The following is a 21,280-nucleotide window of genomic DNA, read 5'->3' on the forward strand; positions in this document are numbered from 1 at the left end:
ACCGGCCGCGCGCCCCGCCTCGGCCGGCTCCGCCTCGGGCTCCGGCTCCGGTTCCGGCTCCGGCTGCGGCTCCGGCGCCGGACGGGCCGGGCAGGCGGTGTGCTCCGCCGGCGTCCTGCCGTGCACCAGATAGCCGGTGAGCAGCGCGTCCACGCAGTCGTTGCCGCCCGCCACGCCGTGCTCGCCGGAGCCCTCCTCGACCACCAGCGCCGAGCCGGGCAGCCGCCGCCGGGTCTCCACCGCACCCGCGTACGGGGTGGCCGCGTCCTCGGTGGACTGCAGCAGCAGGACCGGTGCCAGCTCACCGGGCCGGACCCCCACGTCCACCGGCGCCCCGTAGGGCAGCGGCCAGTATGCGCAGGGCAGATTCAGCCAGCCGTTCTCCCAGGTCTCGAAGGGAGCGATGAAGGCCATGGCGGTGTGGTCGGCGTCCCACCGCCCCCACTCCCGCGGCCAGGGTGCGTCATTGCACTCCACGGCCGTGTAGACGGCGTTCCCGTTCTCCGCGTCGGCGGCCGCCGGGCCGGTCGCCGGGCGGGCCCGCCGGTGCAGCGGCTCGCTGTCGCCCTCCCGGTACGCGGCCAGCACCTCGGCCAGCGCGGGCCACAGCCGCTCGGTGTAGGCCACGGCGAGGAAGGTGCTGTGCAGTTCCTTGGGGCCCACGGTGCCGCCCAGCGGCTCCCGGGCCAGTGCCTCCCGGGCGTCGTCGAAGACCCGCTGCACCTCGGCGGCGCTCTCGCCCAGGCCGTACGCCTCGTGATGGCCGGCCACCCACTCCTTCCAGTCCTGCCAGCGGAACTCGAAGGCCCGGGACTGGAGCAGATTGCTGCGGTACCAGATCAGCGAGGGGTCGGGGTTGACCACGGAGTCCAGCACCATCCGGCGGACCGAGCCGGGGAACAGGGTGGCGTAGACGGAGCCCAGGTAGGTGCCGTAGGAGACGCCGAGATAGGTGAGCCGCCGCTCGCCCAGGGCGGCGCGGATGACATGCAGATCGCGGGCGGCGGCCGGGGTCGAGAAGTGCGCCAGCCGGTCGCCCTGGCTGTCGTGGCACCCGGCCGCGTACGCCGCCGCCTTGCGGTTCATCTCCAGCTTGTACTCGAAGGACGGCACCACCGGGGCCGGGTTGGGGCCGCGGGTGAACTCCTCCGGGTCCTGGCAGGACAGCGGCGCGGAGGGGGCGACGCCGCGCGGCGCGAAACCCACGAAGTCGTAGACCCGGTTGAGGTCGCGCCACAGCGGGTCGGAGACGTACCGCGGATAGAGCGGGAAGACCATGCCGTTGCCGCCCGGCCCGCCCGGGTTGTACACCAGCGCGCCCTGCCGTTCCCCGGCCGGGCCGGAGGCCGGGAGCCGGCTCAGGTGCAGTCCGATGGTCTCGCCGTCCGGATCGGCGTAGTCCAGCGGCACGGTGACGGTGCCGCATTCGACGGGCTCCGGCAGGTTCTCCCCGGGCGGGCAGGGGCCCCAGTCCACGCCCGCCGCCGCGGCCCGCTCCGCCGCCGCCTCCGCTCCCCGCCGCGCCGCGGAATCCCCGCCGGCCGCGGCCGCGGCAAGGACCGGGGGAGCCGCCGCCAGCAGCGAGACCATGGCCGTGCCGCACACCGCGGCCAGCACCGCCGCCCTCCGCACCGACACCGACACCGGCGACCCCTTCCTCCGTACGCCCAGGACACCTGCCCGGGCCATCCAAGCGGCCGGGGCCCTGCCTGGATCGTCCCGAGCCGGGCGTCCGGCGCCCGGACCTGCGGAGGGTGTCGCCCGCGATACACCCGGACGAGCGACCCCCGGCAACTCCGGGGAGCACACCGGTTCCGCCTCCCGGGCCTGTGCACGGCGGCACGGCCGGGGCGGGCCGTGCACCGGAACGGAGCGGCCGGGCCCGGCGGCGGGCTTCTGCGGTGCCGGCAGGGGTGACGGACGGCGGGTGACGCGGTGTCATGCACCGGGGGAACAGGGCCCGCAGCACCGACGGGGCCGGCCGGCCTCAGGCCCGGCTTCCGCGGTGCCGGGAAACGCGCCGGGGCGCCTCGCCGGCCGGCGAGGCGCCCCGATGGCTGCGGCCACGGCGGCTCAGCCGCCGCAGCCTCCCCCGCAGCCTCCCCCGCCGCCGCAGCTGATTCCCCCGCCGCAGCCGCTTCCCCCGCTGTCCCCGCTTCCCCCGCTGTCCCCGGCGGCCCCCCCGTCAGTGCCGCCGGAGCCGCTCCGCACGGAGTCGTCGTCCGGCATCTGCGAGAACTCCCCCCGCAGATGGTCGTCGGCGATCACCGCGGTACCGGCGAGCGCCACCATCGTGTACTGGCCGCTTCCGGCCCAGGCGGGCCGGCCCCGCTGCACCCGGGCCACCGCGACCGCCCCGGGCCGGGTGAGCGGCCGGCGCGGCGACCGCAGGGCCGCCCCCGCGACCAGCGCCGCCGCCGAGGTCCACACCAGCGGCAGACCGAGTTCCGGCAGGTCCGTCCCGGAGACCCCGATCCAGACCACGGAACCGAGCAGCACCAGCGCACACCCCGTGATGTGCACCCGGGTGGCCCGGCGCCAGCGGGCGTAGGACTGCTCCAGGTAGATCAGCCCCCGTCCCGCGAGGTCCTGGGCGATCCGGTGCACCGCGACCGAGCCGGCCAGCTCCCGGCGCAGCCCGCGCAGCGGCACCTCCCACTGCGGCCCGCACGCGGTGAGCAGCGCCCGCTCGATGTCGTCGTCGGCCGTCGGGTCCACGGCCAGCACCTGGCCGCCGTCGATCGCGATGCGGCCCTTGCCGTGCATGGCCACCAGGGCGGTGTCCGCCACCCGGGTCCGGCCGCCGGTCAGATACGCCGCCTCGTAGACGTTCAGCGGCACGTCGTCCGGCAGCCGCCGCCGGGCGCTGTTGATCACCCGGTGCACCAGCAGATTGACCGTGGTGGCACCGATGACGAAGAAGGCCAGGATCACCAGCACGCCTCAGCCCTCCCCGCGCAGCCAGCGCTTGAGCTGCCGCCGGGTGTGCCGGTCGACGGCCGCCCGGCCGCCGTCCAGCAGATGGCGGGCGAACCGGGCCGCGTCCTGGCGGTGTCCGCCGGTCAGCGGGTGGCTGCGCACATAGGCCAGCGCCCGCGGCCGGAAGCCGTCACCGAGCAGGGCGGGCAGCCCGGGCGCCACCTTGGCCAGCACCGAGACCCGCTTGGCGGCCAGCGCCCTGCGCTGCACCCGCAGCCGGGCGCGGTCGAAGCCCTCCGGTGCCGGGGTGCCGGTCACCAGGGCGGACAGCAGTGCCGTCTGTGCCACGGCGAGCCGCTGCCGGGCCGCCTCGACCTCCGGGTCGCGCGTCGGCACCCGCTCCGCGGTGCCGGTCGGTCGCTCCATGCGATTCCCCCTCGCCTCGGCCGGTCGCCGTCGGCTTCCCGGCCCGCTTCTCCCTGTACACGTCATCACCGCCAGGCGGCGCACGGAACCCGTACCGGCCGGGTTCAGAGGATAAGTTGAGCTTTCCGCCCGGCGCCGCGGGCGGTGACGGCCCGGATGCGGGCCAGCTCCCCGGCGAGTTCCGCGCCGTCCGGGAAATCGTCGTCCCGCTCCAGCAGCACACCGGGCGGCTCGGTGCGGGCGCACAGCTCGGCCAGCACCTCCAGCACCACCGGCGGCACCGGGTGGGCGTGGCTGTCGTGCCACAGGCCGTCCCGCTCCACGCCGCCCGCCACGTGCACGTAGGCCAGCGCCTCCAGCGGCAGGGCGTCCAGCGCGGCGGCCGGGTCCTCGCCCCGGTTCACCTGGTTGGTGTGCAGATTGGCCACGTCGATCAGCAGCCGCACCCCGGTGCGCTCCACCAGTTCGGTCAGGAACTGGGCCTCGGTCAGCTCCTCGTCCGGCCAGCGGAACAGGGCCGCGATGTTCTCCAGGGCCAGCGGCACCGGGAGCGCGTCCTGGGCGATGCGGACGTTCGCGCACAGCACCGCCAGCGCGTCCCGGGTGCGCGGCACGGGCAGCAGGTGGCCGGCCTCCAGCGGGGGAGTGCCGGTCATCGGCCCGCCCGCGCGCACGAACGCGATGTGCTCGCTCACCAGCGGGGCGTCCAGCGTCTGCGCCACATGTGCCAGCGCGGCCAGCCGGCCGGGCGCCGGGCGGTCGGCGCCGCCCAGGCCCAGGCCGACGCCGTGCGGCACCACCGGCACGCCGCGCCGCCGCAGCCGGGCCAGCGCCTCGGGCACATGGTCCGGGCAGACGTTCTCCGCCACCACCTCGACCCAGTCGAGCTGCGGCAGCCGCTCGATGTCGGCGGCGATCTCGGGCCGCCACCCGATCCCCGTCCCCAGTCGCATCCGCGCCTCCCTCCCCGCGCGTGCGGACCGTTCAGGCACCGCTCGGGCACCGCCGCGGTCCCGCTCCTGTACCGAGGTCACCACCGCGGGGCGGGTTGCGGAAGCCGTCGGGCCCGCTTTCAGAGCAAGAATTGAGCTTCCGCCGGGCGCACGGGGCGGCGCTCAGTGCCCGCGGCCGGCGGAGGACTGCCGGTGCGCCGGCCGGCCGCGGGCCGGGTCCGCTGCGCCGGAGCCGCCCGGCCCCCCGGCCAGGGCCGCGCCGTCGCGGGCCAGCGCGGTCAGCCGGGAGATGGCCCGGAAGTACTTCTTGCGGTAGCCGCCGGCCAGCATCTCCGGGCCGAACAGCCGGTCCAGCGGTACGCCCGAGGCCAGTACCGGGATCTCCCGGTCGTAGAGCCGGTCGGCCAGCACCACCAGCCGCAGGGCGGTGGCCTGGTCGGGAACCGGGCGGACCCCGGTCAGGCAGGCGGCCGTCACCCCGTCGCAGAGCGCGCCGTACCGGCTGGGGTGCACGTCCGCCAGATGCTCCAGCAGGGAGGGGAAGTCGTCCAGCGCGGCGCCCGGGGTGGCGTGGGCGGCGCGGGTGACGACGTCCTCGGAGTGCGGCCGGGGGGCCTGCGGCAGTCCGCGGTGCCGGTAGTCCTCCCCGTCGATCCGCAGGGTGACGAACCGGGCGGCCAGACCCTGGATCTCGCGCAGGAAGTCGTCCGCGGCGAAGCGGCCCTCGCCCAGCCGGCCGGGCAGGGTGTTGGAGGTCGCGGCCAGCGCCACGCCCTGCTCCACCAGCCGGGTCAGCAGGGTGGAGACCAGCACGGTGTCGCCGGGGTCGTCCAGTTCGAATTCGTCGATGCACAGCAGCCGGTGCGCGGACAGTGCGCTCACGGTCTGCTGGAAGCCCAGCGCGCCGGCCAGATTGGTCAGCTCCACGAAGGTGCCGAACGCCTTGGCTCCGGGCGCGGCCGGGGCGGCGTGCCAGAGCGAGGCGAGCAGATGCGTCTTGCCGACGCCGTAGCCGCCGTCCAGGTAGATGCCGCGCGGGCCCCCGGCCCCGGCCGGCCGGCGCGGCCGCCGCCAGGGCAGCAGCCCGCCGCCGCGGCCCCGGCCGGCGGCATGCGTGCCGCCGAGCGTCTCCGCGAAGGCGCTCAGCCGGGCCACCGCCTCCCGCTGGCTGGGCTGCGCCGGATCGGGGATGTAGGTGGCGAACCGCACCCCGTCGAACCGCGGCGGGGGCACCATCTCGGCCACCAGCCGCTCCGCGGGGACGTGCGGCGACCGTGCGCTCAGCGCGACGGGCGCTCCGTCCGGCGGGGATGTCTGGCTACGGGACTGCGACACGGACATCCACTCTACGCGGGCACCGCCGGGCACGGCCCGCCGGTGCCGTCCGCAGCTCCGGAGCCCCGGGGCGGGCGGGCACGGTGTGCCAGACTGCGGCACATGAGACGGCTGTTTCCGGTGCCCGAAGGGCCGGCGGACGCAGCGGACCGGGAGTGGGGTCTGCTGGAGCTGGCCGATGCCTACGCCTATCCCGAGCATCCCGAGCTCCCGGCCGGGACGGCCTGGCTGCGGGCCAACATGGTCTCCTCGCTGGACGGCGCCGCCCACCACAAGGGCCGGTCCCAGCCGCTCTCCGGCCCCGCGGACATGCGGATCTTCGGTGTGCTGCGGGCGCTCGCGGACGCCATCGTGGTCGGCGCCGAAACGGTCCGGGTGGAGGGCTACCGGCCCGCGCGGGCCCGCAAGGCCTTCGCCGGGCTGCGCGCGGCGGCCGGCCGGCCGCCCGCCCCCGCCATCGTGGTGGTCAGCCTGAGCATGCAGCTGGACTTCACCCTGCCGCTGTTCACCGAGCCGCTGGTGCCGACCCTGGTGGTCACCGGGGCCGGTGCCCCGGCCGAGGGCCTGGCCGCGGCCCGGGCGGCCGGGGTGGAGGTGGTGGTGGCCGGGGAGGGCGGCGGCGGTGACCCGCTGCGGCTCAAGGCGGAGCTGGCGGCCCGCGGCCACACCCGGCTGCTGACCGAGGGCGGTCCCCGGCTGCTCGGGCAGTTCGCCGTGGCCGGCGCGCTGGACGAGATGTGTCTGACGCTCTCCCCGCGGATCGCCGGCGGTGCGGCCTCCCGGGTGGTCAGCGGGGCGGAGCTCCCGGTGCCCGAGGAACTGGAGCTGGCCGGGCTGCTGGAGGAGGAGGGCTTCCTCTTCGGGCGGTACCGGCGTCCCCCCGGGCGGTCGTAGCCGACCTGCGGAGGGCGGCGTTCCGCTTATCCTGAGGTGGGCAGACTGAAGGCGCAGCACCCGTGCGCCTGCCGAGCAGGATGGTTTCTGCTCGAGCGTTCGCGGGCCGGGACTCGTCGAGGAAGGGCGCTTGCCGTGATCACGACCGTTCTGATGATCGAGAAACCCCTGGTGCCCACCGACGTCGAGCTGGTCACCACGCTCCACGGCGCCGCCGAGGAGGTCTCCTTCATCGTGCTGATGCAGCCGCGCGGCGACCAGGACCGGCTGCTGCGCGCCCTGGACGACGTGGCGCTCGGCGAGTTCGGCGAGGCGGTGCGGGAGGCGGACCGGCCCGAGGGCGAGCGCGCCCTGGAGCCCGCCGAACGCGGCCTGGCCCTGACCGTGCGGGCGCTGCGCGAGGCCGGTTCCCAGGCCGTCGGCCGGGTCATCGCCGACCACCCGCTGGACGTGCTCTCCTCGGTGGTCAAGGAGACCAACGCGGACGAGGTGATCGTGCTCACCGCCCCGCACTACGTCGAGGAGCTGTTCCACCGCGACTGGGCCTCCCGGGCCCGCAAGCGGGTGGGTGTTCCGGTGCTGAAACTCTTCGCCCACGCCGAGTAGGCCCGGTCGCGGCCGGGCGCGGTGCGACAATCGACGGGCACCGCTCGACGAGGGAGAAAGACGACACATGGCCGCCACCCCGCCACCCCAGCCCGCCGCCCCCGCGATGAACTCCCCGCACTTCATCGGCATCGGCGGAGCGGGCATGTCGGGCATCGCCAAGATCCTCGCCCAGCGCGGTGCGCGGGTGGCCGGCAGCGACGCGAAGGAGTCGGCCACCGCCCGTGCCCTGCGCGCACTGGGCGCCACCGTGCACATCGGCCACGACGCCGGGCACCTGGCGGCCGGCACCGACTGCGTGGTGGTCTCCAGCGCCATCCGGGAGGACAACCCGGAGCTGGCCGCCGCCCGCTCCCGCGGCATCCCGGTGCTGCACCGCTCCGACGCGCTCGCCGCGGTGATGGCCGGCCGCCGGGCGATCGCGGTGGCCGGCACGCACGGCAAGACCACCACCACCTCGATGCTGGCGGTGGCGCTGCGCGCCCTCGGCCTGGAGCCGGGCTACGCCATCGGCGGCGATCTGGACACCCCCGGCAGCAACGCGGAGAACGGCAGCGGTCCGTGGTTCGTGGCCGAGGCCGACGAGAGCGACCGCAGCTTCCACCGCTACACCCCCGAGGTGGCGGTGGTCCTCAACGCGGAGCTGGACCACCACGCCAACTACGCCTCCCTGGAGGAGGTCTACCAGTCCTTCGAGGTGTTCACCGGGCGCATCCGGCCCGGCGGCACCCTGGTCGTCAACGCCGACCAGGAGGGCACCCGGGAGCTGACCGCGCGGCTGCGGCGGGCCCCCCGGGCCGATCTGGCGGTCGTCACCTACGGCGCGGACCCCTCCGCCGACGTCCGGGTGGTGTCGGTGGTGCCCAAGGGGCTGAGCAGCGAGGTCACCGTGGCCATGGCGGGGCGGGAGCTGACCTTCGGCGTCTCCGTGCCGGGGAGGCACTACGCGCACAACGCCGTGGCCGCGCTGGCCGCCGGAGCCGCCGCCGGGGTGCCGGCCGCGGAGCTGGCCCCGGCGCTGGCCGCCTACACCGGGGTGGCCCGGCGGCTGCAGCCCAAGGGGGAGGCGGCCGGGGTCCGGGTCGTCGACTCCTATGCCCACCATCCCACCGAGATGACCGCCGACCTGGAGGCGATCCGCGAGTGCGCGGGCGAGGGCCGGGTGCTGGTGGTCTTCCAGCCGCATCTGTTCAGCCGTACCCGGGAACTGGGCGCGGAGATGGGCCGGGCGCTGGCACTGGCCGACGCCTCGGTGGTGCTGGACATCTATCCGGCCCGGGAGGACCCGCTGCCGGGGGTGACCAGCGCGCTGATCACCGACGCGGCGCGGGGGGCGGGCGCCGACGTCCGCCCCGAGCCGGACCGGGACGCGGTGCCGGAGCTGGTCGCCGGAATGGCGAAGCCGGGCGATCTGGTTCTCACCATGGGGGCCGGTGACGTGACCGATCTGGGACCGCGCATCCTGGAGCGGCTGGCCGGCGACCCCGGCCCGGCTGTCCCGTAGGCGGAAGTGGAGGAGTACGACGTCATGGCGTACGAGGTGCAGAAGTCCGAGGAGCAGTGGCGGGCGGAACTCACGCCCGAGGAATACCGGGTGCTGCGGCAGGCAGGCACCGAGGCGCCGTTCACCGGTGAGTACAACGACACCAGGACGACCGGCGTCTACCACTGCCGTGCCTGCGGCGCGGAACTGTTCCGCTCCGAGACGAAGTTCGAGAGCCACTGCGGGTGGCCGTCCTTCTACGACCCGGCCGACAGCGACGCGGTCGAGCTGCTGCCGGACACCTCGCTGCCCGGCCGGCCGCGCACCGAGGTGCGCTGCGCGCGCTGCGGCTCTCACCTCGGGCACGTGTTCGAGGGGGAGGGCTATCCGACGCCGACGGACCAGCGCTACTGCATCAACTCGGTCTCGGTCCGGCTCGTCCCGGCGGAGTAGCCCGCGGCCGGCTCCGCCGCCGCCCGCCCGCACCGCCCGCCCGCCGCGGGAGGTGCGGGCCCGCAGTCACGGGGTGAGCAGGACGGCGGCGGTTCCGGGCGGGAGGCGCAGGCCGCCGCCGGCGGGCGGCGGGCAGTCCTCCCGGCTGACGGCCACCGGGGTGTGCCGGCCGGGCGGAAGCGGGACGCCGGCGGGCGCGTCGCCGAGGTTGACCGCCACGGTGAGCGGCGGATTGCGCAGCACCAGCCAGCGCGCCGCCTCGTCGTACTCCACGGCCGCGGCGGCCAGGGGCCGGCCGGCGGCCGGCAGGTGTGCGCGGCGCACCTCGATCAGCCGCCGGTGCCACTGCCACAGCCGGGCCGCGGCCAGCCGTTCCGGTTCCGGCCAGTCCAGGCAGGAACGGTCACGGGTGGCCGGGTCCTGCGGGTCCGGGATGTCCGGCTCCGCCCAGCCGTGCGCGGCGAACTCCCGGCGCCGCCCCCGCCGCACCGCCTCGGCCAGCTCCGGGTCCGGGTGGTCGGTGAAGTACAGCCAGGGCGTGGTGGCGCCCCACTCCTCGCCCATGAACAGCATCGGGGTGAAGGGCCCGCACAGCACCAGCGCCGCGGCGCAGGCCAGCAGCGGTTCGTCCAGGCCCGCGGCCAGCCGGTCGCCCTGTGCCCGGTTGCCGATCTGGTCGTGGGTCTGGGCGTAGCCGATCAGCCGGTGGGCCGGGAACTCCGCCCGGTCCAGCGGGGCGCCGTGGTGCCGTCCGCGGAACGACGACCAGCCGCCGTCGTGGAAGAAGCCGCGGGTCAGGGTACGGGCCAGGGCCGCCATGGGGGCCCTGGCGAAGTCCGCGTAGTAGCCCTGGGACTCGCCGGTCAGCGCGGTGTGCAGGGCGTGGTGGAAGTCGTCGTTCCACTGGGCGTGCACGCCGAGGCCGAAGGTCTCCCGCGGCGCGGTGGTGCGCGGGTCGTTGCGGTCGGACTCGGCGATCAGGAACAGCGGCCGGTCCACCTCCTTGGCCAGTGCGTCCACCGCCTCGGACAGCTCGGCCAGGAAGTGCCGGGCCCGGGTGTCGGCCAGGGCGTGCACCGCGTCCAGCCGCAGACCGTCCAGCCGGTAATCGCGCAGGAAGGCCAGGGCGCTGCCGGTGAAGTAGGCGCGCACCTCGTCCGAACCGGGTCCGTCCAGGTTGACCGCCGAGCCCCAGGGGGTGCGGTAGCGGTCGGTGAAGTACGGGCCGAGCGCGGGCAGCGGATTGCCCCACGGCCCGAGGTGGTTGTGCACCACGTCCAGCACCACGCCGAGCCCGTGGCCGTGCGCCTCGTCCACGAAGCGCAGCAGGCCCTCGGGGCCGCCGTAGGGCTCGTGCACCGCCCAGGGCGCCACCCCGTCGTAGCCCCAGCCGTGCCGGCCGGGGAAGGGGCAGACCGGCATCAGCTGGACATGGCTGATGCCGAGCGCGGCCAGGTGCGGCAGCCGCCGGGCGGCGGCCTCGAAGGTGCCCTCGGGGGTGAAGGTGCCGATGTGCAGCTCGTACAGCACCGCGCCGGGCAGGCCGCGGCCCGGCCAGGGGTGGCGCCAGGGGTGGGCGGCGAGGTCCGTGACGGCGCCGGGCCGGGCCGGGCCCTCCGGCAGCCGGCGGGCACGCGGATCGGGCAGCGGCGGGCCGCCGTCCGGCGCGAAGGCGTAGCGGTCACCGGGGCGGGCCGGGGCCTCGGCCGTCCACCAGCCGGGCCGCTCCCGGTCGGCGGCCATCGGCCGCCGCTCGTCGCCGAGGAGCAGGGTCACCTCTCGGGCGTCCGGCGCCCACAGCTCGAACCGCATGCCTGCCATGATCGGCCGCCCCGCCCCGGCCGCGCCACAGGGCCCGCCCGCGTGTCCCGGCCCGCCCGGACGGCGCATGCCGGGACGTCCCGGAGCTCCGGCGTTCCGCCGCGCCCCGGGCGGCCGCCGCACGGTGGCCGCACGGTGGCCGCAGTGCCGAACCGTTTCTCCGGCCCCGCCGGGAACCCGGCGGGGCGGGAGGGGTCACCGGCCTTTGTGTGACGGGCAGTTCACAGCCCTGCCGCAGAGCCGTCCGGATCTGGACAGGCATAAGCCTGACCGGGACAATTACCGGTCATGACCTCTCTCGAACCGAGCGCCTATCCGCCGCGGGTATCGGATGCGGACCGGGAACGGGCGCTGACCGTTCTCCGGGAGAGCTTCGCCGAGGGAAGGGTCTCGCAGGACACCTTCCAGCGCCGGATGGAGGTCGTGTACGGCGCCCGCCGTCCGGACGAACTCACGGCCGTGCTGATCGATCTGCCCTACCGGGAGAAGCGCGGCCGGCTGGTGCGGGCGGTGGCCCGGGTCGCGGCGCTCAGGAGCTCGGTGCACCGGGCCTGGCGTGCGGAGCGGCTGCCGCAGCTGATGCTGCCCGATGCCGGCCCGCACCCGATGTCCATCGGCCGGGCCCCCGGCCAGATGCTGCGGCTCACGCATGGCAGCGTCTCCCGCTATCACGCGCAGCTCAGCAGCGGCACCGCCGGATGGCAGCTGCGCGATCTCGGCTCGGCCAACGGCACCTGGGTGAACGGTGTGCGGGTGACCGGCTCGGTGCCGGTCCGGCCCGGTGACCAGGTGCGGTTCGGAGACGTGGAATTCCGGCTCGCCGCGCGCTGACGGTGCGCGCGGGAGCCGGATGAGCCGGCCCGCCGCCCCCGGTGCGGGGGCGTGGTGTGGTTGGGGAACGGCAGGCCGGAGCAGTGCCGGACTCGGCGGCCGGCCGGGGCCGGCCGCCGAGTCACGGGTGGTGCCTGTTCCGTCGGATCACTCAGCGGATCGTGCGGCTGTGGTGCCCGGCGCTAGGACGTCGAGCACGACACCGACAGGCTCGCTCCGGGCGGGCTGCCGCTGCCGATGTATCCGAAGGTGGTGGAGGAGCCGGGGGCCAGCGAGCCGTTCCATCCGGCGTTGTCGACCCAGACGTGTTCACCGCTGGTGCGCAGCGAACCGCTCCAGAGCTGGTCGATGCCACCGCCCGAGGGCAGCATCCAGTGCGCGGTCCAGCCGCTGATGGAGCTGGAGCCGCTGTTGGTCACTGTCACCTCGCCCTGGTAGCCACCGCCCCAGCTGTTGGTGACGGTGTGGGTGGCGGAGCACTCGCCGCCGGTCCCGCCGGTGGTGCCGCCCGTGGTGGTGGTGCCACCCGTGGTGGTGCCGCCGGTGGTCGTGGTGCCGCCGGTGGTGGTGCCGCCCGTGGTGGTCCCGCCGGTGGTCGTGGTGCCGCCGGTGGTCGTGGTGCCGCCGGTGGTCGTGGTGCCGCCGGTGGTGCCGCTGCCGCCGGGGACGACGACCTGGCCGTTGCCGCCGTCGAACACCACGTCCGAGCAGCCNCCGCTGCCGCCGGGGACGACGACCTGGCCGTTGCCGCCGTCGAACACCACGTCCGAGCAGCCGTAGAAGGTCTCGTCGCTGTCGGACCGGTCCCACACCGTGTAGATGATGTGCTTGCCGGACTTACCCGAGGGCAGGGTGGCGTTCCAGTAGTAGTGGCCGTCGTCCGAGCCGACACTGCCGCGCTGCGGCGGGTTGGTCACCCGGCTGAACGGCGTCGACTCCAGGTCGGCCCAGGTCAGCGGCCGGGAGGGGTCGTAGCTGTCCTTGGTGATGTACATCCGGAACTCACCGGGGTGGTGCGCCCAGTTGTTGTACCGGATCTCGACGTTCGCACCCGAGGTCAGGCGGGTGTACGGCCAGTCGTTGCGGGCCAGGTCGAACCCGGAGAAGTCGTAGACCGTGGCGTTGCCGCTGCACAGCTTGCCGTCCGGGATGAAGCCCTGCTGACGGCCGGCGCCGTCCGAACGGAGCACCGCGAACCAGTTGTAGAAGGGCGTGGCGCCGCTCTGCTGGAAGGCGGCCCGGCAGGCCGGGTTGCTCGGGTCGATGGCGCCGCCCGCGGTCTGGCTGTACTTGTAGCACAGGTAGGTGCGGCTGCCAGGCATCACCGGCGCGCCGTGCGCGTTGGCGGTGTTGGCACTGACCCAGACCATCAGCAGCGCCGGCAGCGACGCGAACAGCGCGATCAGAGCAGGCCATTTCCAGCGCGCCCGGAGGGCGGCTCTCTTACTCATCCGTGGCGTCCCTTCGCGAGATGAGATGTGGGGGGTGTAGGAAAACCCGCATTGGGAGCGCTCCCATTGGGCCGAAAATAACGTCCGGTCATGAACCTGTAAAGGGATCCGGAAACCGAAAGATGCATCAGATACCGTCCGCCATGCGGACGCAGGACTGGACCACCGGTGCCCCGACAGCGTGTCAGCAGGGCTTTCGCGGCACCGGGGTCCGTTACGAGCCGTCCTCGGGGCGCACCAGAAGCGCCACCGGGGCGTCGGCGAAGAGTTCCTCCAGCGCCGCCCCGTGGTGGACGGTGCGGCCGGTCAGCAGGTCCCGCCAGGACCCCTCCGGCAGCTGCAGCGCGGTGCCCCGCCAGCCGCCGCCCTCCGCCAGCCGTCCGGGCAGCCGGGTGACTGCGGTGACCACCCGGCCGCCGCGGACGAAGGCCAGACAGTGCTCGGCGGCCGGGCCCGCGGCGGCCAGCGGCCGGTAGTCGCCCTCGGCCCCGAACCACTGGGGCCGGGCCCGGCGCAGCCGCAGCGCGGCGGCGGTCAGCCGCAGTTTCTCGTCCGCGGTGCCCTCCGGTGCCGTGCCCTCGTCCAGCGCCACCAGCCGCTTCTCGGGCAGCACCGGCAGCGCCCGGTTGTCCGGGTCGACCAGGGCCAGATACTCCGTCTCGGTGCCCTGGTACAGCTCCGGCACCCCGGGCATGGTCAGCTGCAGCAGCGTCCCGGCCAGCACATTGACCCGGGCCCGCGGGGCCAGCGCGGCGGCGTAGGCGGCCAGTTCCGCACGGGCCGCGCCGCACGGGCCGGCCAGCACGAACCGCTCCACCGCCGCCTCGTAGGCCGGATCGGGCACCAGCCAGCTGGTGTGCAGCCCTGCCTCGCGCACCGACTTCAGCACCGCGGCCAGCAGCCGGTCCGGGTCCGGGCTGCCGCCCAGGCCCAGCGCCAGCTGCCAGACCGACCAGGCCAGATGCGGGTCGGGCGCCCGGCAGCCGCCGTCCGCCGCGGTCAGCTCGGTCAGCCGGGCCAGCAGCCCGGTCCAGCCGCGCGGGTCCTCGGAGAGCGCGGCGATCCGCGCGCGGGCGTCCGCGCTGCGCTTGGTGTCATGGGTGGACAGCACCGTTCCGGTGAACGGCCAGTCCCGCTGGATCCGGGCACAGTAGGCGTGGAAGACCTCCGGCGGCAGCGCGGGCCGGGACGGATCGCCGCCCACCTCGCAGGCGGAGAGCAGCGGGGTGTAGCGGTAGAAGGCGGCATCCTCCACCGACTTGGCCCGCACCGCCGCCGCCACCTGCGCGAACCGCACCCGGAAGTCGTCGGCGTCCCGGCCGCCGCCCAGCCGGCCGAGCGCCAGCTCCCGCACGGTGCGCACCGCCTCGGCCTCCTGCGGCACCGCGAACGCGGCCCCGGCGGCCTCCGCGGCCGAGGCCAGCACCGCCTCGTCGGCGGGCGAGGGCGGGCCGCCCTGCGGCACGTACGGCCGGTACACCGGCAGCCCGGCCAGCAGCTCGACGACGGCGGTGCGCAGGGCCCAGCGGGCGTGGTCGCGCAGCCGCAGCGCCGGCACCTCCCGGCACAGCCGCTCGGCGGTGCGCACCAGCCTTCCGCACTCGGCCGCCAGATCATGGGTGATCACGTGGTACGCGGCACGGCGGACGGTGGCCGCCCAGTCGCCGCCCAGATCGGGCGGGGCGCCGGTGAACGCCCGGTAGCGCTCGGTGAGTTCGGCGGAGCCGCGGGAGCTGGTGAGCACCCCGTCGACATGGCGCAGGGCGTCGTACCCGGTGGTGCCGGCCACCTGCCAGCCGTCGGGCAGCCGCTCGCCGGAACCGAGGATCTTCTCGGCCACCGTCCACACGGCGCCGGTGCGCTCGCTCAGCCGGGCGAAGTAGTCCGCCGGGTCGGCCAGCCCGTCCGGGTGATCCACTCGCAGACCGGTCACCACGCCCTCCCGGACCAGCCGCAGCACCGTGCCATGGGTGGCCTCGAACACCTCGGGGTGCTCGGTGCGCAGCCCGATCAGCTCCGGAATGGTGAAGAAGCGGCGGTAGTTGATGTCCGAGCGGGCCAGCCGCCACCAGGCCAGCCGGTAGTGCTGGGCGTCCAGCAGTGCCGGCAGCTCGGCCGTCTCCGCCGTCTCCGCCGTCTCCGCCGATTCCGGCGCTGCTGCCGGTTCCGCCGGGCGGCCCTGCGGCCCGCGGGAAGCGGCGGGCGCGGCGCGCAGCGGGTAGCGCTGCTCGCCGTAGCGCAGCGCGCCGTTCTCCCGGTCCACGGCCAGGCCCTGCATCTCCTCGCCCAGCGGGCCGCCCAGGAACGGCATCAGCAGCCGGCCGTCGCCGGCCTGCCAGTCGATGTCGAACCAGTGCGCGTACGCCGACTCCGGGCCGTGCCGCAGCACGTCCCACAGCGGCCGGTTCAGATCGGCCGGGACCGGCACCGCCATGTGGTTGGGCACGATGTCCAGCACCAGCCCCATGCCGTGGGCGCGGGCCTCCTCCGCCAGGGCGCGCAGCCCGGCCTCGCCGCCCAGCTCCTCGCGGACCCGGCCGTGGTCGGTGACGTCGTAGCCGTGCGCCGAGCCGGGCACCGCCTCCAGCACCGGGGAGAGGTGCAGATGCGACACCCCCAGCCGGGCCAGATGGGGGACCGCCGCCCGCACCGCGGCGAACGGGAACTCCGGCCGGACCTGAATCCGGTAGGTCGCGGTCGGCACCCCGCGCGGGCCGGTCCGGGCATCCCGCGCCCGCCGTGCGCCGGGCGCACTCTCCGGCGTGCGCCCCTCCCGCCCGGCGGGCGGGGCGTTGTCCCAGGTGGGCGCGGAGGGCGCGGTGGGGCGGGGCGCGGTGCCGGCGGAGGGGCGCGGGCCGTCCGGCGGCGAGGGCGGTCGGTGGGCGGACGTCATGACTGGCCCCTGCCCCGACCGGCGTGCGCACAAGCCACGTTGGTGCACCGGCCGACCCCGGCAGCGGGCTGCGGCGGCCGCCGCGCGCGCAGTAGGCTTCCTTGATCCTTGAACGGCGGAAGGTGGTGCGTCCGGTGAGCTCTTCCGGTCTTGAGCTCCCCTCGGGGAACGGGGGCGAGACCGCCGAGGCGGCTCAGGCCGGCGCGGTGTCCGTTCCGCGGCCGGTGGAGATCGGGGCGGATCTGTCCTGGGGTCCCGAGGACTGGGCCGAGGTGCGCACCCGGGTGGAGCGCGCCGGCCGGGCGTACGTCTGGCTCAACCTGGTGGAGCAGCGGCTGCGCTCGGTGGTGGGCCTGGTGCTGCGGCCGGTCTACGAGCCGGTGCACGGCGAGGACTGGGAGGTGGCCGCGGCCGGCCCGACCGGCCAGGAATGGGTGCAGCGGGCGGCGGCGCTGCGCGAGGTGAGCCGCCGCAAGGGCCATGTGCTGGACCCGGCCGACGACTCGGTGCTGGCCTTCCTCACCCTGCCGCAGCTGCGCGAGCTCATGGTGCAGCACTGGCCCTGCTTCGCGCCGTACCTGGAGAACCGGCGCGAACTGGAGCTGACCCTGGACGAGCTGGAGGTGGCGCGCAGCGCGGTGATCCGCAACCGCGGGCTGAGCCGGGCGGTGCTGGACCAGGCCGAGCGCGGCTGCTCCCGGCTGCTGCGCATGCTGGACGGCTCGGGCACCGAGGCCGCGGCCGGGCCGCTGCCGGCCGACGCGGTGGAGCATCTGGTCGGCGACCGGTTCACCGATGTGGCCGGGGTGCACCCGGACCGGGTCCGGCTCCAGCGCGAGCTGCCCCCCGAACTGCTGTTCGGTGAGGCTCGCCGGCTGGACGCCGTGGGAGTGGCGCTGGGTCTGCTGGTGCAGAACTACCCGGGCCGCCGGCTGGTCCGGCTGGCGGACGAGGGCTGCCGGATACGGCTGCTGTTCCTGAACCCGGCGAGCGGGGCCATGCGCCGCCGGGAGCGTGAGCTGGGCCTGCGCCGCGGCGAGCTGGCGCGGGCCGTCGAGACGGCGATCCTGCATGTACGCAGGGTACGCAGCCGGGTACGCGACCCGGAGGCATTCGAGATCCACGTGTTCGACGAGATTCCCCGGTTCTCCGCCTATTTCGTGAACGACGACGGTCCGGACGGCATCGCGGTGGTGCAGCACTACCTGCGCCGCAGCCGGGGCGTGGAGACCCCGGCGATGGTGCTGCGCCGGGCCGGGCGCGAGGTGGTGCGGCCGGAGGGGGCCGGCAAGGGGCACGGCGAGCTCAGCCTCTTCGACGCCTACCGGGAGGAGTTCGAGGCGGAGTGGAACGACTCCCGCCCGGTGTCCTGACGGCCGCCGCCCCGGGCCCGCCGTGTGCACCCGGTCCCGGCCGCCGCGTTCACCCGCTCGGGGCCGGTGTCATATGATCCACCTCTGACCTACGTCAGCCGAAGTTGCCTGACGGCGGCACCCTTCGTAGCGTCGTGCGTCGCCATACCGCCGCTTGGAAGCAGATAATGCGCCGAGAAATTCCCCCATTGAGGGACGTAAAAGACATCACGCAGAAGAAGCGCGACGCGTGGTGGACGGTGCTGCTGGTCGACCCCGTGGCCACCCCACTGGTCCGGTGGACCGCGATCTGGACCCGGGTCACCCCCAACCAGATCACCTGGTTCGCGCTCTTCCTCGGACTGGGCGCAGCGGCCTGCTTCACCCGGGGCACCTGGGGCTGGCTGCTGGCCGGCGCGCTGCTCTACCACCTGAGCTTCGTGCTGGACTGCATGGACGGCAAGCTCGCCCGGCTCACCGGCACCGGCTCGATCTTCGGCGGCTGGCTGGACTACGTCTTCGACCGGGTCCGGGTGCTGTGCTGCGCCGTCGCCCTGATGGGCGGCCAGTACCAGCGCACCGGCGACCCGGTCTTCCTGTGGCTCGCGGTGGCCGTGGTCTTCCTGGACATGATCCGGTACGTGGACGCGCTGCAGATCTTCAAGATGCGGTACGACATGCGCCGGTCGCTCAAGGCCCGCATCCAGCGGGCGCGGGCCGACGGCAACGCCGTGGAGCTGGCGTTCATGGAGGACCTGCTCCAGAAGAACCCGGAAGCGGACATCGAGAGCGACCGGGCGGAACGCGAGCGGCACCGCACCGGGCCCGTTCCGGCGGCTCCCGCCGCGGTGACCGTGCCCGCCCAGCGCACCGGGGAGGGCGACCGGGCGGAGGCCGCCGTGCCCGTGGGCGGGGCGGCGGCCCCGGACCCGGAGCGGGAGGCGGAGGACGCCGCCAGGGTGGTCGACCTCCAGCGGGAGTTCCGCAGCCGTTTCCCCTGGTACCTCAATGTCCGCACGCTGCTGCTGCGGCACCGCATCCGGCCCCATCTGATCAGCGGCATCGAGTTCCAGATGGGCGTGTTCATCGTGGGGCCGGCGCTCAACGCGGTGGTGCCGGTGACCATCGCCTCCGGGGCGCTGCTGCTGCTGTTCGAGCTGGCGATCATCTACAAGCTCCAGCTCTCCACCCGTGACTTCGAGCGGACCATAAACGACTTCGACGCCCGGGAGGAGTCGCCGGAGCAGGAGCGCGAGCGGCAGGAGCAGCCGCTGGCCTCCGCCGAGCCGGCGGCCGGCCCGGTCTGAGCCGCCCCGGCGGCTGACGGCGGCCCGTCCGCTGTCGGTGCCCGCCCGTACGCTGCTCTCATGACGAGTCGGCGTGACACCGGACAGGCGCCTGCGGGCGAGCGGCACGGCAGCGGCCGGGTGCCCTATGTGGCACTGCTGCGCGGCATCAACGTCGGCGGCAACCGCAAACTGCCCATGGCGCAGCTGAGGGAGATCCTCGCCGGGCTGGGGCACGGCACCGTGCGCACCTATGTGCAGAGCGGCAATGCCGTGTTCACCGCCCCGCCCGCGGAGCCCGGGGAGCTGGCCGGGGCGCTGGCGGGGGCCATCGAGAAGCGCTTCGGCTTCACGGCCGGCACCCTGGTGCTGACCGGCGAGGAGCTGCGCGCCACCGCGGCACGCTGCCCGTTCCCCGCCGAGCAGCTGGACCCGGCCCGGCTCGCCGTGCTGTTCCTGCACGGCCCCGCCGCCCGGCTGCCGCTGGCCTCCGCCGACCCCGCCGCCTACGCGCCGGACGAGTTCCGGCTGGGCGAGCGGGAGGTCTTCGCCTGGTTCCCCGGCGGAATGGGCCGCAGCAAGCTCGGGGAGGTGCTCTCCCGGCAGCCCGCCGAGGGGGTGGCCACCCTGCGCAACTGGCGCACCGTGAGCCGGCTGCTGGAGCTGCTGGACGAGCTGGAGCCGCCCGGCCGGCCCGGCTGAGTTCCCGGACGGCCGCGCGTCCGGCGATTCCGCCCACAGCGTGTTCCGGTTCCCGGCCCGCCGCGGCCGGGGAAGGCTGGCCGGTATGAGAACACTCGTACTGGGCGGGACCGAATTCGTCGGACGTGCCGTGGCCGAGGAAGCCCTCGGCCGGGGCTGGGAGGTCACGGTGTTCAACCGGGGCACCAGGCCCGCCCCGGCCGGGGCGGCCGGGCTGCGCGGCGACCGCTCCGCACCGCGGGGCCTGGCCGCACTCGGGGACGGCGCCTGGGATCTGGTGGTGGACACCTGGACCGGCGCGCCGAGCGCGGTCCGGGACATGGCCCGGCTGCTGGCCGGCCGGGTCCCGCAGTACACCTACATCTCCAGCCGCTCCGTCTACCGGATGCCCGCCCCGGCCGGGCTCACCGAGGAGGGTCCCACGGTGGAGGCGTCCCCGGACGCCGGGGCGAGCGACTACGCCGCCAACAAGCGCGGCGGCGAGCTGGCCGCGGAGCGCGAGTACGGGGACCGTGCGCTGTTCGTCCGGGCCGGCCTGATCATCGGGCCGCACGACAACGTGGGGCGGCTGCCCTGGTGGCTGAGCCGGATCGCGCGCGGCGGCCCGGTGCTGGCCCCCGGTCCCCGGGAGCTGCCGCTCCAGGTGATCGACGCCCGCGATCTCGCCCGCTGGGCGCTGGACGCCTCCGCCCGCGGTCTCGGCGGCCCCTACGACATGGTCAGCCCCTCCGGCTTCACCACCACCGGTGAGCTGCTCGACACCTGTGCCGAGGTGACGGGCTCGCAGGCCGCGCTGCACTGGGCCCCGCCGGAGGTGGTGACCGGGGCCGGGATCGAGCCGTGGACCGAGATGCCGCTGTGGATGCCGCCCGGCGAGATGCACGACACCATTCACCGCTCGGACGTCTCCAAGGTGCTGGCGGCCGGGCTGCGCTGCCGCCCGGTGCGGGATTCGGTGGCGGACACCTGGACGTGGATGCGCACCGAGGGCGGCATGGAGCCCCGCGTGCACGACGCCATGCCCGGCCGCCCCGGTGTCCCACCGGAGAAGGAGGCCGCGGCACTGCGCGCCCTGGAGAGCCGGCCGGGCGGGCAGCGGAACACCGCTCAGGGGACGGGACGGGTGCCCGGGACGGCCAGGCCGGACTCGTAGGCGAAGACCACCAGCTGGGCGCGGTCCCGGGCGGCCAGCTTGGTCAGGGCATGGCTGACATGGGTCTTCACCGTGGTCGGGGAGATCACCATGCGGGCGGCGATCTCGTCGTTGGACAGCCCCCGCGCGACGTGGGCGACCACCTCGCGCTCCCGGTTGGTCAGCATCGCCAGCCCGTCGCTGGCGGCGGCACCGGTCACCGGCGGCCGGGAGACGTACTCGCCGATCAGCCGGCGGGTGATGGCCGGGGACAGCAGGGCGTCACCGCGGGCCGCGGTGCGCACCCCGTGCAGCAGATCGGCCGGCTCGATGTCCTTGACCAGGAAGCCGCAGGCACCGGCCCGCAGGGCGTTGAAGACGTACTCGTCCAGCCCGAAGTTGGTGAGGATCACCACGTGCACGCCGGTCAGCTCCGGGTCGGCCGCGATCCGGCGGGTCATCTCGATGCCGTCGGAAACCGGCATCTGGATGTCGACCAGGGCGACATCGGGCCGGTGCCGCCGGGCCAGCTCCACCCCCTGCCGGCCGTCGGCCGCCTCCGCCACCACCTCGATGTCGTCCTCGGCCTCCAGCAGGGCGCGGAAGCCGCCCCGGATCAGATGCTGGTCGTCGGCGAGCAGCACGCTGATCATCGCGCCACCCTCCCGCCGGCCGTGCCCGGTTCGGTGCCCGCCGCCGCCCCGCCGGCGGCCCCGGCCCCGGTGACCGGGCGCGGCCCGCCG

16 protein-coding genes and 1 pseudogene are annotated in these 21,280 nt (G+C 75.2%); 9 read left to right on the forward strand and 8 right to left on the reverse strand.

Annotated features, from left to right (window positions below; all coding sequences use genetic code 11):
* The 4 genes and pseudogenes from GQS09_RS14230 to zapE all read right to left on the reverse strand — a co-directional run.
* Nucleotides 1-1,590, reverse strand: a 1,590-nt coding sequence (locus GQS09_RS14230; RefSeq protein WP_207957823.1) for an alpha/beta fold hydrolase, incomplete at its 3' end; no start/stop codon positions are given.
* A gap of 483 nt (nt 1,591-2,073) precedes the next feature.
* Nucleotides 2,074-2,940, reverse strand: a complete 867-nt coding sequence (locus GQS09_RS14235) for a TIGR04222 domain-containing membrane protein (protein ID WP_165986428.1) — start codon at nt 2,938-2,940, stop codon at nt 2,074-2,076.
* Between the two features lie 3 nt (nt 2,941-2,943).
* Nucleotides 2,944-4,298, reverse strand: a pseudogene (locus GQS09_RS14240) (DUF692 family multinuclear iron-containing protein).
* A 162-nt stretch (nt 4,299-4,460) separates the two neighbouring features.
* Nucleotides 4,461-5,639 (reverse strand): cell division protein ZapE, encoded by a 1,179-nt coding sequence (zapE, locus tag GQS09_RS14245; protein ID WP_165986429.1) that lies wholly within the window; start codon nt 5,637-5,639, stop codon nt 4,461-4,463.
* 96 nt (nt 5,640-5,735) lie between these two features.
* Between zapE and GQS09_RS14250 the strand changes: the two genes are divergently transcribed.
* From GQS09_RS14250 to msrB, 4 genes are all read left to right on the forward strand, one after another.
* Nucleotides 5,736-6,527, forward strand: a complete 792-nt coding sequence (locus GQS09_RS14250; protein WP_165986430.1) for a dihydrofolate reductase family protein — start codon at nt 5,736-5,738, stop codon at nt 6,525-6,527.
* Nucleotides 6,528-6,662: 135 nt separating this feature from the next.
* Entirely contained in the window at nt 6,663-7,133 is a 471-nt protein-coding gene (locus GQS09_RS14255; protein WP_165986431.1) for an indole-3-glycerol phosphate synthase, read from the forward strand.
* Nucleotides 7,134-7,200: 67 nt separating this feature from the next.
* On the forward strand, nt 7,201-8,637 hold the full coding sequence (gene murC, locus GQS09_RS14260) for a UDP-N-acetylmuramate--L-alanine ligase (RefSeq protein WP_165986432.1): 1,437 nt from the start codon (nt 7,201-7,203) through the stop codon (nt 8,635-8,637).
* Between the two features lie 24 nt (nt 8,638-8,661).
* Nucleotides 8,662-9,069, forward strand: a complete 408-nt coding sequence (gene msrB / locus GQS09_RS14265; protein WP_165986433.1) for a peptide-methionine (R)-S-oxide reductase MsrB — start codon at nt 8,662-8,664, stop codon at nt 9,067-9,069.
* A gap of 66 nt (nt 9,070-9,135) precedes the next feature.
* Here the strand turns inward: msrB and treZ are convergent, their stop codons facing one another.
* Complete coding sequence (gene treZ / locus GQS09_RS14270) at nt 9,136-10,881, reverse strand: malto-oligosyltrehalose trehalohydrolase (protein WP_165986434.1); 1,746 nt, start codon at nt 10,879-10,881, stop codon at nt 9,136-9,138.
* 297 nt (nt 10,882-11,178) lie between these two features.
* Between treZ and GQS09_RS14275 the strand changes: the two genes are divergently transcribed.
* Nucleotides 11,179-11,721, forward strand: coding sequence for a DUF1707 and FHA domain-containing protein (locus tag GQS09_RS14275; RefSeq protein ID WP_165986435.1), 543 nt, complete (start codon nt 11,179-11,181; stop codon nt 11,719-11,721).
* A 182-nt stretch (nt 11,722-11,903) separates the two neighbouring features.
* On the opposite strand, the gene GQS09_RS14280 is transcribed toward GQS09_RS14275, so the two are convergent.
* Together GQS09_RS14280 and treY are read right to left on the reverse strand one after the other, a co-directional pair.
* Nucleotides 11,904-13,172: a lytic polysaccharide monooxygenase gene (locus GQS09_RS14280; RefSeq protein WP_165986436.1), complete on the reverse strand. Its 1,269-nt coding sequence runs from the start codon at nt 13,170-13,172 to the stop codon at nt 11,904-11,906.
* 214 nt (nt 13,173-13,386) lie between these two features.
* Nucleotides 13,387-16,065 carry a malto-oligosyltrehalose synthase gene (gene treY, locus GQS09_RS14285; protein WP_165986437.1) on the reverse strand — a complete coding sequence of 893 codons (2,679 nt, stop codon included), beginning with the start codon at nt 16,063-16,065 and terminating at the stop codon, nt 13,387-13,389.
* Nucleotides 16,066-16,199: 134 nt separating this feature from the next.
* Between treY and GQS09_RS14290 the strand changes: the two genes are divergently transcribed.
* The 4 genes from GQS09_RS14290 to GQS09_RS14305 all read left to right on the forward strand — a co-directional run bounded on the left by GQS09_RS14290 (nt 16,200) and on the right by GQS09_RS14305 (nt 20,558).
* A complete protein-coding gene (locus tag GQS09_RS14290) occupies nt 16,200-17,438 on the forward strand; it encodes an SAV2148 family HEPN domain-containing protein (RefSeq protein ID WP_165986438.1) in 1,239 nt (412 codons plus the stop codon).
* A gap of 167 nt (nt 17,439-17,605) precedes the next feature.
* Nucleotides 17,606-18,724, forward strand: coding sequence for a CDP-alcohol phosphatidyltransferase family protein (locus GQS09_RS14295; protein WP_165986439.1), 1,119 nt, complete (start codon nt 17,606-17,608; stop codon nt 18,722-18,724).
* Nucleotides 18,725-18,784: 60 nt separating this feature from the next.
* Nucleotides 18,785-19,405 carry a DUF1697 domain-containing protein gene (locus GQS09_RS14300; protein ID WP_165986440.1) on the forward strand — a complete coding sequence of 207 codons (621 nt, stop codon included), beginning with the start codon at nt 18,785-18,787 and terminating at the stop codon, nt 19,403-19,405.
* 85 nt (nt 19,406-19,490) lie between these two features.
* On the forward strand, nt 19,491-20,558 hold the full coding sequence (locus tag GQS09_RS14305) for an NAD-dependent epimerase/dehydratase family protein (RefSeq protein WP_165986441.1): 1,068 nt from the start codon (nt 19,491-19,493) through the stop codon (nt 20,556-20,558).
* Here GQS09_RS14305 and GQS09_RS14310 read toward each other — a convergent pair.
* On the reverse strand, nt 20,513-21,190 hold the full coding sequence (locus GQS09_RS14310) for a response regulator transcription factor (RefSeq protein ID WP_165986442.1): 678 nt from the start codon (nt 21,188-21,190) through the stop codon (nt 20,513-20,515). The two genes, GQS09_RS14305 and GQS09_RS14310, sit on opposite strands and share 46 nt — an antisense overlap.
* Nucleotides 21,191-21,280 lie beyond the last annotated feature (90 nt).

Origin of the sequence: Streptomyces sp. YIM 98790, assembly GCF_011421595.1 — a bacterium.
Classification (GTDB): Bacteria; Actinomycetota; Actinomycetes; order Streptomycetales; family Streptomycetaceae; genus Streptomyces.